The organism is uncultured Neisseria sp., assembly GCF_951230505.1.
GTDB lineage: Bacteria > Pseudomonadota > Gammaproteobacteria > Burkholderiales > Neisseriaceae > Neisseria.
In genome coordinates, this window is the sequence record NZ_CATNVN010000003.1 from 24,428 (window position 1) to 35,476 (window position 11,049).

Here is an 11,049-nt window from a genome sequence, read left to right on the forward strand (position 1 = left end):
GTTTTTAACCGCACTCAACACGACCTATCATGACCGACTTAGAAACCAAACGCCTTGAAACCCAAGCCATGCTGGACAATGCCGACTTGCTGTTTGACCAAGAACAATGCCGCGCGGCCTTGCAAAAAGTTGCTGACGACATTACCCGCGACTTGGGCGACAAATACCCCCTGCTCCTGCCTGTGATGGGTGGCGCGGTGGTGTTTACAGGGCAGCTGCTGCCGCTGTTGCGCTTCCCTTTGGACTTTGACTACGTCCATGTTTCCCGCTACGGAGACAAACTCGCAGGCGGCGCGTTCAACTGGAAACGTATGCCCGACTCCGAGCAAATTAAAGGCCGTCATGTAGTCGTTTTGGACGATATCCTAGACGAAGGCCACACCATGGCCGCCATTCAGGAAAAACTGTTGGAAATGGGCGCAGCAAGCTGCCGTGCGGCCGTGTTTGCCAACAAACTAATCGACAAAGAAAAACCGACCAAAGCCGATTATGTCGGTTTGGACGTACCCAACCGCTACGTCTTCGGCTACGGCATGGACGCCGCCGGCTGTTGGCGCAACCTCGGCGAAATCTACGCCTTAAACAATAAATAAAACAAAGGCCGTCTGAAAAATCTTCAGACGGCCTCAACCCCATGCTAGGAACACATCATGATAGGTTTGTTAATCATTACACATGAAACCATAGGTGAAGCCTATCGCGGTTTGGCCGACCATTTCTTTCCCAACGGTTTCCCCGAAAATCTCCACATCCTCGGCGTACAGCCCGACGAGGATCAAAACGACATCATCAACAACGCCATCGCCGCATTGCAGGAATTTCCCGACAACCGCGGCGTACTGATCATGACCGACATCTTCGGTGCAACCCCGTGCAACGCCGCACGCCGGCTGGTACGCGAAAACAAATCCGCCATCCTGACCGGCCTCAACGCCCCGATGATGATTAAAGCCATCCAATACTCATCACAAGCCGAAAACCTCTCCGACTTCACCGAAACCGTCAAAGAAGCCGCCATCCGGGGCATTTTCGCCATTACATCCGCACCTGAAGACCTGGTGTGCAAAGAACACGGCTAAGGCCGTCTGAAAACATTCACTTTACGAACATTTAGGGGACATCCATGCTCAAACAAGAAATCGAAATCATCAACAAACTCGGCCTGCACGCGCGCGCCTCCAGCAAATTCACCCAAACCGCCTCCCAATTCCAAAGCGAGGTCTGGGTCACCAAAAACGGCAACCGCGTCAACGGCAAAAGCATCATGGGCCTGATGATGCTGGCCGCCGCCAAAGGCACCGTGATTGAGCTGGAAACAGACGGCGCAGACGAAGCCGCCGCCATGCAGGCATTGACCGACCTCATCAACGACTACTTCGGCGAGGGCGAATAATAATGAGCATCGTCCTACACGGTGTGGCCGCAGGCAAAGGCATCGCCATCGGCCACGCCCACCTCATCACGCGCGGCGCGGCGGAAGTTCCCCAGTACGACATCGATCCCGACAAACTTGATACCGAAGTCGCCCGTTTCGACAACGCCATCAAAGCCACGCGCAAAGAATTGGAACAATTGCGCAGCGCGATTCCCGAAAACGCCCCGACCGAATTGGGCGCGTTCATTTCCCTGCACCTGATGCTGCTGACCGACGTTACCCTCTCGCGCGAACCCATCGACATTTTGCGCGAGCAGAAAATCAACGCCGAATGGGCATTGAAACAACAAAGCGACAAGCTCGCCGCCCAGTTCGACAGCATCGACGACGACTACCTGCGCGAACGCAAACAGGACATGCTTCAAGTCGTCCGCCGCATCCACAACAACCTTGTCGGCCAAAGCAACGAAATCAACCTCGCCGGTAACCTGCTTGACGACACCGTCCTCATTGCGCACGACCTCTCGCCTGCCGATACCGTACTATTCAAAGAGCAGCACATTACCGCCTTCGTAACCGATGCCGGCGGTCCGACCAGCCACACCGCCATCTTGGGCCGCAGCCTCGACATCCCGTCCGTCATCGGCCTGCACAACGCCCGCAAACTCATTACCGAAAACGAAATCGTCATCGTCGACGGCATCAACGGCGTCCTCATCATCGATCCCGACGAAGTCGTCCTCAACGAATACCGCCGCCTCGCCCGCGAATACCGCAGCCACAAGCGCGAACTCAACAAAATCAAAAAAACCGCCGCCACCACGGCCGACGGCATCAACATTGAGTTGCTCGCCAACATCGAATCCGCAGAAGACATCAAAGCCCTGCACAACTTCGGCGCAGACGGCGTCGGCCTGTTCCGCAGCGAATTTCTTTATCTCAACCGCGACAGCATGCCGACCGAAGACGAACAATACGAAGTCTATGCCGACATCGTCAAAAAACTCAAAGGCAAAAACATCACCATCCGCACCGTTGACTTGGGTGTAGATAAAAATCCGCGCTGGTTCGGCCAAAACAGCACACCCAACGGCAGCCTCAACCCCGCGCTCGGCCTGACCGGCATCCGTTTGTGCCTCGCCGAGCCGGTCATGTTTCGCACCCAAATGCGCGCCATCCTCCGCGCCGCCGCCCACGGCCCCGTGCGCATGATGTGGCCGATGATTACATCCATTTCCGAAGTGCGCCAATGCCTTATCCATCTGGACACGGCCCAACGCCAACTGACCGAACGCGGCGAAACCTTCGGCCCAGTCAGCATCGGCTGCATGATTGAAATCCCGTCCGCCGCTATGACCGTCGGCAGCATCCTCAAGCTCGTCGATTTCATCTCTATCGGCACCAACGACCTGATTCAATACCTCTTGTCGGTCGATCGCGGCGACGACAGCGTCAGCCACCTCTACCAACCCGGACACCCTGCCGTCCTCAAAACGCTGCAACACATTATCCGCACGGCAAACCGTATGGAGAAAGGCGTGTCCATCTGCGGCGAAATGGCCGGCGATACCGTCTTCACCCGACTGTTACTCGGCATGGGCCTGCGCCGCTTTTCAATGAACCCCAACAACCTGCTTTCGGTTAAAAACATCATCCTGCACAGCCACACCGGCCATCTCGAAAACGATGCCGCCAAAATCCTGCGCTGCGAAGACCCGGAAAAAGCCGAAAAACTGATTAAAATCCTCAACCAAAGCGAACAGGCGGAATTACAGGCCGTCTGAAAAATATAGGGCGCAAGTGAAATAAAACTTTTATGCCTCCACCAAAGGCCGTCTGAACCCTGATTGCAAGGTTTCAGACGGCCTTGTTTTCAACCAAATACCTTTTATTTTTTTGCAATAAAAAACCCTTTACCGATCCATTCCAGCTACTGCCCACTATGGCTTTAGGTACCCCATATCATTCCTTTTTACTAGGTCTTCAGTATACCCAAGCCCTATATAAACACTATCCCTTCGTTTTAATGATGAAACTTTTTATTTCGAAATATGTCTATCCCTACATTCACTTGAAAAAAGATTCAATACCTTGTAAATTTATAAAAAGATAGTAATTATCATCATATTTTAAAGGAATGATTCATGAGATTTACGCAACTTTCTGCTTTGATTGCCGCCACCGCTTTATCAGTCGGCTCCGTATCCGCTTTTGCCAAACCCGTTCAGCTGACCGATACCGTCGGCCGTAAGGTAACCGTTGACCTGCCTGCCAAGCGCGTAGTGTTGGGCTTCTACTACCAAGACTACATGGCCATCGGCGGTAAAACTGCGCTGGACAACGTCGTTGGTTTTTCCAAAGCAGTTTGGGCCGACTGGGCGCCGCCGAGCTGGGCGGCATTCAGCAAAGCCGTGCCTAAACTGAATCAGCTGACCGACGTGGGCGAAGTGGAAGTCGGCACTTTCTCGATTGAGAAAGTATTGGCGCTGAAACCCGATTTGCTGGTTTTGGCCGAATGGCAATACAAGGCTTTGGGTTCTGATCTCGACCGCATCAACAAGGCCGGCATCCCCATCGTCGTGTTGGACTACAACGCGCAAACGGTGGCCAAACACGTCCAATCGACCAAGCTTATCGGCACGCTGACCGGCCAGCAGCAAAAAGCCGACAAACTGGCGGCAGACTACAAACGTGTTGCCGACACCATCCAAGCGCGCGTGCAAAAAGCCAACCTGCCCAAGCCTAAAGTCTATATCGAGTTCGGCAACAAAGGCCCTGCCGAACACAGCGTTACCTTCGGCAAGAGCATGTGGGGTTCGATGGCGACACTGGTCGGCGGCAACAATATCGCCGCTTCTTCGGTCGAATTCTACGGCCCGATCAATCCTGAAAAAGTCCTCGCCGCCAAACCCGACGTGATCGTGATTACCGGCCGCGAAACCGAATTGAAGAAAAACCCTGCCGCCATGGTCATGGGCTGGGGCATTCCAAAAGCCGAAGCGGAAAAACGCTTGGCAGGCTTTGCCAAACGCGCCGGCTGGGCAAACCTGCCTGCGATTAAAAACAACCGCCTCTACGCCGCCTACCACGCTAACTCGCGCACGCTGTCCGACAGCGCATCGATTCAGTTTATGGCCAAAGCGATTTATCCGCAGTTGTTTAAGGATTTCAACCCTGAGAAGACCTATCTGGACTTCTACCGCCAAAACCTGCCTGTTGTACCAAATGGTACGTTCTACCTCTATCCGAAAGGACAATAAGGTAGTTTAGATTTTCAGACGGCCTTTTAAATAGGAAGGCCGTCTGAAATTTTTGCGGAAGAAAAAGGCAAACCTGTTTCTCCCCTTTCACAACACTCTTTTTTAAAGGTTTGAAACATGAATGATTCGGTTGTCGCCGAGATTGTGAAAAACCAGCGCAAGTTGGAAGGCAAGCGTTGGTTGATTGTGTTGATGTTTTTAGTCATCGCAGCGGTCAGTTTCCTATTCGACATCGCCACCGGCCCTGCGATGACGGACACGCTGCCCGTCGGCGAAGTGGTCAATGTTTTGCTGGGCAAACCCGAAGTCGATGAAATGAACCGCCTGATTGTGATGGATTTGCGCCTGCCGATTGCGGTGATGGCCTTGGTGGTCGGCGCGGCTTTAGGTGTCGGCGGTGCGGAAATTCAAACGCTCCTGAACAACCCGATGGCCAGCCCTTATACGCTGGGCTTGGCGGCGGCGGCGGGTTTGGGCGCGTCAGCGGTGATTGCGTTCGGCGGTTTCGGGCTGCCTGAAACGGTCGCCGTTCCCATCGGCGCGTTTGTGATGACCATGCTGGCTTCGGGCATCTTGTTTCTGTTTGCCTCAGCGCGCCGCTTCAATTCGGCGATGTTGGTGTTGGTGGGGATTGCGCTGTTGTTCCTGTTTCAGTCGATTTTGTCGCTGATTCAATTTATCGCCGCGCCTGAGATTTCGCAGCAGATTCTGTTTTGGCTGTTCGGCAGCCTGACCAAGGCGACTTGGGAAACAGTCATCGTTACGGCGGCGGTTACGGCGGTATGCGTGTTTCTGCTTTCGCGCGATGTGTGGAAGCTGACTGCGCTGCGCTTGGGCGAAGAACGCGCCGTCGGGCTGGGCATCAATCTGCAATTTTTGCGCCTGAAAACGCTGGTGTTGGTGGCGGTAATGACGGCGACGGCCATCAGTTTTGTCGGCGTCATCGGCTTTATCGGCTTGGTCGCGCCGCATGTGGCGCGGATTCTTTTGGGCGAAGACCAACGTTTCTTCCTGCCCGGCGCGATGCTGGCGGGGGCGGCGTTTTTGTCGGTAGCGAGCGTGTTGTCCAAGGTGATTATCCCGGGCGCGCTGTTTCCGGTGGGGATTGTTACGTCGTTTGTCGGCGTGCCGTTCTTCTTCTGGATTGTATTAACGAAACGATAGGCCGTCTGAAATGTTGAAACTTGAAAACGTACACATCCGGCGCGGCGATTATGTGGTCGCCGACAATATCGATTTGACGCTGGAACAAGGCAAAGTCTATTCCGTGCTCGGCCCCAACGGCACGGGCAAATCCTCGCTGATGAAAACGATTTTCGGCGAAGTGGCGCACAAAGGCACCATCCGCTACGGCGACGAAGTGTTGAGCAAAATCCACCTGCAAAGCTGGCGCAAACGCATAGGCTATATGCCGCAGGACACCGCCGCCGAAGCCTCGCTGACCGCACTGGAAGTCGTGTTGCTCGGCCGCATGGACGCGCTGCATATGCACGTCGGCGACGAACTGCTGCACGAAGCCGCAAGTATCATGGCGGAGCTGGGCATCGGCCATCTGGCGCACCGCGACGTCATGCGGCTTTCCGGCGGACAGCGGCAGCTTGTGATGTTTGCCCAAGTCATGCTGCGCCGCCCCGAAATCCTGATGCTGGACGAACCGGTCAGCGCGCTGGATATGCACCACCAGCTCAATCTTTTAGAACGCGTGGTGCAATACACGCACGAACACAATCTGGTTACGCTGATGGTCTTGCACGATTTGAGCCTCGCCGCGCAGTTTTCAGACGGCGTGATTCTGCTCGGCGAAGGCAAAGTACAGGCGCAGGGTGCGCCGCAGGACGTGTTGCAGGCGGACATGATAGGTAGGCTGTATAAAGTGGATATCGAACTCTTATACGACAGCAAAGGCCTGCCCGTTATCCGCCCGATGCGGCAGAGTGCGTAACCTAACCGCTCCTGAAATGTCGGATTGAGCATCCGGCCTGCGAACTCCCTGCAACTCATCCCCTCTCCCGCGGGAGAGGGTTAGGGAGAGGGCGGTAAGCCCAAGGCTTGCCTCTCCGACTCATCAGCCCGACCCCTATTTTTTATCCTTAGAAAGGACTCCCCCCATGAAAAAATCCCTCTTCCTCCTGATGCTGACCGCGTCCCTTAGCGCATACGCCGCCAACCACGAAGTCAAAATGCTCGACAACGGCAAAGACGGCAGCATGGTGTTCGAGCCCGGCTACGTCAACGCCAAAGTCGGCGACACTGTTACCTTCAAAGCCGCCAACAGCGGCCACTGGGTACAAAGCAAAGCCCTGCCCGATGGCGTTGCCGACTTCCTTTCCGAAGACGGCAAAGACTTCACGCTCAAGCTCGACAAAGAAGGCGTGTATGTCTATACCTGCCCGCCGCACCGCATGATGAACATGAGCGGCGTGATTCAGGTCGGCAAACCGGTGAACAAAGCCAAAGCGCAAGCCGTTGTCGATGAAATGGAAAACCGCGCCATGCAAAGCAAAGGCCGTCTGAAAAAATACATGGCGCAAGTGAAGTAAACGCGTTTATGCCTGTATTAAAGGCCGTCTGAAACCTTTCAGACGGCCTGTTTCCTTTGCGTAAAACACGCATCAAAGCTATATCTTCCGTTTCAGTTTCCGATAAAATAGGCCTATTCCGACACAAGACCCGTAAGCATGATACGTCGCCTTTACGCCACGCTGTGGCACCTCGCCCCCTTCCTGATTCGCCGCCACCTGCGCCGCCGCGCCCTCAAATCCCCAGCCTATCTCGAGCATTGGGGCGAGCGTTTCGGGCAGGCGTATCCCAATCCCGTACAACGCCCGATTTGGATACACGCCGTATCCGTCGGCGAAACGCGTGCGGCCGAACCTTTGGTGCAGGCATTGCGCCGCCATTTTCCCGACTCGCCGTTTCTGATTACCCAAATGACGCCGACCGGCCGCGCCACCGCGCAATCCCTGTTCCCTGATGCGCAATGCCGTTACCTGCCCTACGACAAATCCGAATGGGTCGCCCGATTTTTAGCCGAACACCGCCCCATCTGCGGCATTTTGATGGAAACCGAAATCTGGCCCAACCTGATGCACGGCTGCAAAGAAGCAGGCATTCCCCTCTTTTTGGCCAACGCTCGCCTCTCCGAAAAATCCCAACGCGGCTACCTCAAAATCCGCAAACTGGTCGAGCCTGCCATGCAGAGCCTCTCCGGCTGCTTTGCCCAAACCGCCGCCGATGCCGAGCGCCTGCACCTCATCGGCGCGTCCAACGTCCACGTCTGCGGCAACACCAAATACGACATCGCGCCCCCCAACGACTCGCGCCCGCTTGCCGTCGCCTTTAAAGAACGCATCGGCGCACGAGCCGTCGTCGTCTGCGCCAGCACGCGCGTATACAAAGGCACAGACGAAGCCGAGCTGCTCCTCAAAGCATGGCAGGGCTACCGCGGCAATGCCTTGCTGGTCATCGTCCCGCGCCACCCTGAAAACTTTCAGACGGCCTACGATACCGCCAAATCGCTTGGTTATACCGTGCAAAAACGCAGCGACGGACAACCCGTTTCCCCCGACATACAAGTTTGGATAGGCGACAGCATGGGCGAACTTGCCGCCTACTACCTCAGCGCAGACATTGCCTTCGTCGGCGGTAGCCTCGTCGATGCCGGCTGTCAAAACATCATCGAACCCATCTCCTGCCGCGTCCCCACTCTCTTCGGCTACTCCAACTACAACTTCGCCCAAGCCTGCAAAGGCGCAGTCGAAGCCAAAGCCGCCGTCCGCGTCGAAACCGCCGAAGCCTGGTACAGAACCACGCGCCAATATCTCGACGACGAAACGCTGCGCCAACAGCTGATCAGCCACACCGAGCAATTCATTTCGCAACATCAAGGCGCCAGTGCCAAAATTGCCAAAGCGATTGCAGATTGTTTGAATCAGCGTTAAACAATAAAAAACCGCCTGTTCATGACAAACAGGCGGAAACTGAAAAACAGTTTTTTGTTTTCAGCCGTTTAATTGACTAAGAGCAGGAACAGGGTTAAGATAATCCTAACGACTGTTCGCAGTCTCAGCCATGAACGACCTTTCGGCTTGGTTCGTTTCATGTTGAAACTCTCCTTTCTAGGGAGGTTCAAATAAAACAGCCCCACTGCCATGGGGCTGTTTCACTACCTAGCCCCGCGATAATTATACCCAAATCTCCTAAAATCATTCCAAACAAATTTCCACTAAAAAGGCCGTCTGAAACCCCAATGTTTTGAGTTTCAGACGGCCTTTTCTCAACCTACAAACTTAACGTCCTGCTTTCAACACGCGGCGTGCAAACACGAACATACCGAAAACAAAAAACGCCAAGCCCAGCCATTTGGCGGCCGTATCCCAGTTTTCCAGGTTCAGGGCCAAAGGCGCATCCGAACCGCCGTTGGTTACGGAGAAGGCGATGATAAATGCCATAATCACACCAATCAGGCTCTCGCCGACAATCAAACCAGCGGAGAACAGCGTACCGATACGTTCCGCATTTTTCAGACGGCCTTCACGGTTTTCTTGACGGCGGGCGATGACGGATTTCAACACAGCCGCCAATACCGCGCCGATCACAATCGGCATATTCACAGACGGCGGCAGGTAAATGCCCATACCCACGGCCAATACCGGCAAAGCACGCTTGCCGCCGGAGGATTTGCGCAATGTGAAATCGACCGCGATCAACGCCACGCCGATGGCCACGCCGGTGAAAATATAATCCCATTGCAGATTGTGCGAGAAAATACCTTGGGCGATGGTGGTCATCAAAGTTGCCTGAGGCGCGGCAAGGGCTTGGGCCGCATCCATGCCTTCACGCGGCATTGCGCCGGTAAAGCCGTAGGCTTCATACAAAAGCTCCAACACAGGCGAAATCACCACGGCACCGACAACGCAGCCGACAATCAGCGCAACCTGCTGTTTCCAAGGCGTTGCTTTTACCAGATAACCCGTTTTCAAATCCTGCAGGTTGTCATTGGAAATCGAAGCCACACAAATCACAGACGCGCCGCAAAACAACGTCAACGCCAGCAGGAATTTGCGGTTTGCCTCATCCGCCATCAAGCCGCCGGATTCGCCGACCAGCAGCAACACCAGCGAAATAATAACGATAGAGACGATGCCCACACCCGAAATCGGGCTGGAAGACGAACCGACCAAACCGGCCATATAACCGCAAGCCGCCGCCACCAAAAAGCCGATAATCGAAGCCAGCAGCGTACATACAACCACCAACAGCCAAGCCAAACCGCCGGAAATATGCGAGTCGCCGATAAAGTGGAAGAAGGACACGCCCAACACCAGCATCATCGCCAACACCCAGGCAATCATCGCCTTAGGTGACAAATCCTGTTCCGTGCGTTCGGTCATCTGCGCGCCGCCGAAATTGCGGAAAGACAGGCGCATACCCTCGACCATCGGTTTCATCAAAGTCAACAGCGTCCAAATAGCCGCAATACCGATCGTACCTGCGCCGATAAAACGGACTTTTTCCTTCCACAAAGACATCGCAAAAGGAATCATCTCCATATCGGCAGGTTGCGGAATATGCGCCGACAAATAAGGCACGGCCACGCCCCAGGCAATCGAAATACCCAACAAAATCGCGATACCGCCGGTCAGGCCGACCAGATAGCCCGCGCCCAACAAAGCCAGCGAAAAGCCCATCGGCACTTGGAACACCGACGCGCCGCCTTTAAACCAAAAGCTCGCGCTGTCGGCCACCACGCGCAAACCGCTTGCGCAAAAGCTCATCAAACCCGCCAGTGCGCCGCCCGACACCAATTCCTTGATACCGCTGCCGCCTTCCTGCTGGTCCGCATCATGGTCGCCGACCTTCAAAATTTCAGCCGCCGCCACGCCTTCCGGATAAGGCAAATCGCTCTTCACCACCATCGCATAACGCAAAGGCACAGTGAAAATCACGCCCAAAATACCGCCGGACATACACAGCAGCGTAGTCTGCCAAAACGGAAAGCCCGCCCAATAACCGGCCATCAGCAAACCCGGCAAGATAAAAATAATACTGGAGAGCGTACCCGCAGCCGAAGCCTGAGTCTGCACCATATTATTTTCCAGAATATTGCTGCCTTTAAAAAACTTCAAAACCGCCATCGAAATCACCGCAGCCGGAATCGAAGACGCAAAAGTTAAGCCCACCTTCAAGCCCAAATACACATTGGATGCCGTAAAAATCACCGTAATCAACGCGCCGAGTATCATCCCCCGCAGCGTCAGTTCACGGAAACTCGCATAAGGATCAACCGCCTGTTTCATAAAAAATCTTCCTGTATCAGGTAAACAATCAAAACTTTTCAGACGGCCTTTTGATACATCCATCAGGCCGTCTGAAAAACCTCTCTCTTAGCATTTTAATGAACTTTCCGATTAC

At 54.5% G+C, this 11,049-nt stretch carries 10 protein-coding genes; 9 read left to right on the top strand and 1 reads right to left on the bottom strand.

Annotation, left to right across the window (positions count from 1 at the left end):
• The first annotated feature begins 29 nt into the window (after positions 1-29).
• The 9 genes from Q1M25_RS00550 (at position 30) to waaA (ending at position 8,576) form a co-directional block, all read left to right on the top strand.
• Positions 30-593 carry a hypoxanthine-guanine phosphoribosyltransferase gene (locus tag Q1M25_RS00550; protein WP_300480551.1) on the top strand — a complete coding sequence of 188 codons (564 nt, stop codon included), beginning with the start codon at positions 30-32 and terminating at the stop codon, positions 591-593.
• A gap of 57 nt (positions 594-650) precedes the next feature.
• Positions 651-1,079, top strand: a complete 429-nt coding sequence (locus Q1M25_RS00555) for a PTS sugar transporter subunit IIA (protein WP_049344952.1) — start codon at positions 651-653, stop codon at positions 1,077-1,079.
• A gap of 44 nt (positions 1,080-1,123) precedes the next feature.
• The gene (locus tag Q1M25_RS00560; RefSeq protein WP_003747940.1) at positions 1,124-1,393 is read left to right on the top strand and encodes an HPr family phosphocarrier protein; all 270 of its coding nucleotides are present in this window, start codon (positions 1,124-1,126) and stop codon (positions 1,391-1,393) included.
• A 2-nt stretch (positions 1,394-1,395) separates the two neighbouring features.
• Positions 1,396-3,159: a phosphoenolpyruvate--protein phosphotransferase gene (gene ptsP, locus Q1M25_RS00565; protein ID WP_300480557.1), complete on the top strand. Its 1,764-nt coding sequence runs from the start codon at positions 1,396-1,398 to the stop codon at positions 3,157-3,159.
• A 360-nt stretch (positions 3,160-3,519) separates the two neighbouring features.
• Positions 3,520-4,635: an ABC transporter substrate-binding protein gene (locus Q1M25_RS00570; protein ID WP_300480560.1), complete on the top strand. Its 1,116-nt coding sequence runs from the start codon at positions 3,520-3,522 to the stop codon at positions 4,633-4,635.
• Between the two features lie 117 nt (positions 4,636-4,752).
• The gene (locus tag Q1M25_RS00575) at positions 4,753-5,799 is read left to right on the top strand and encodes an iron ABC transporter permease (protein WP_049332949.1); all 1,047 of its coding nucleotides are present in this window, start codon (positions 4,753-4,755) and stop codon (positions 5,797-5,799) included.
• Between the two features lie 10 nt (positions 5,800-5,809).
• Complete coding sequence (locus Q1M25_RS00580; protein WP_107768636.1) at positions 5,810-6,577, top strand: ABC transporter ATP-binding protein; 768 nt, start codon at positions 5,810-5,812, stop codon at positions 6,575-6,577.
• A gap of 166 nt (positions 6,578-6,743) precedes the next feature.
• A complete protein-coding gene (locus tag Q1M25_RS00585) occupies positions 6,744-7,175 on the top strand; it encodes a plastocyanin/azurin family copper-binding protein (protein ID WP_070590107.1) in 432 nt (143 codons plus the stop codon).
• 138 nt (positions 7,176-7,313) lie between these two features.
• Positions 7,314-8,576 (top strand): lipid IV(A) 3-deoxy-D-manno-octulosonic acid transferase, encoded by a 1,263-nt coding sequence (gene waaA / locus Q1M25_RS00590; RefSeq protein WP_300480566.1) that lies wholly within the window; start codon positions 7,314-7,316, stop codon positions 8,574-8,576.
• A 348-nt stretch (positions 8,577-8,924) separates the two neighbouring features.
• Here waaA and Q1M25_RS00595 read toward each other — a convergent pair whose 3' ends face one another.
• Positions 8,925-10,934: an OPT family oligopeptide transporter gene (locus Q1M25_RS00595; protein WP_070606341.1), complete on the bottom strand. Its 2,010-nt coding sequence runs from the start codon at positions 10,932-10,934 to the stop codon at positions 8,925-8,927.
• Between the last annotated feature and the right edge of the window lie 115 nt (positions 10,935-11,049).

Excerpts from the sequence above, each read along its gene's own strand:
- Q1M25_RS00550 (WP_300480551.1), top strand. The coding sequence starts at position 30 with ATGACCGACTTAGAAACCAAACGCCTTGAAACCCAAGCCATGCTGGAC.
- Q1M25_RS00555 (WP_049344952.1), top strand. The coding sequence starts at position 651 with ATGATAGGTTTGTTAATCATTACACATGAAACCATAGGTGAAGCCTAT.
- Q1M25_RS00560 (WP_003747940.1), top strand. The coding sequence starts at position 1,124 with ATGCTCAAACAAGAAATCGAAATCATCAACAAACTCGGCCTGCACGCG.
- ptsP (WP_300480557.1), top strand. The coding sequence starts at position 1,396 with ATGAGCATCGTCCTACACGGTGTGGCCGCAGGCAAAGGCATCGCCATC.
- Q1M25_RS00570 (WP_300480560.1), top strand. The coding sequence starts at position 3,520 with ATGAGATTTACGCAACTTTCTGCTTTGATTGCCGCCACCGCTTTATCA.
- Q1M25_RS00575 (WP_049332949.1), top strand. The coding sequence starts at position 4,753 with ATGAATGATTCGGTTGTCGCCGAGATTGTGAAAAACCAGCGCAAGTTG.
- Q1M25_RS00580 (WP_107768636.1), top strand. The coding sequence starts at position 5,810 with ATGTTGAAACTTGAAAACGTACACATCCGGCGCGGCGATTATGTGGTC.
- Q1M25_RS00585 (WP_070590107.1), top strand. The coding sequence starts at position 6,744 with ATGAAAAAATCCCTCTTCCTCCTGATGCTGACCGCGTCCCTTAGCGCA.
- waaA (WP_300480566.1), top strand. The coding sequence starts at position 7,314 with ATGATACGTCGCCTTTACGCCACGCTGTGGCACCTCGCCCCCTTCCTG.
- Q1M25_RS00595 (WP_070606341.1), bottom strand. The coding sequence starts at position 10,934 with ATGAAACAGGCGGTTGATCCTTATGCGAGTTTCCGTGAACTGACGCTG.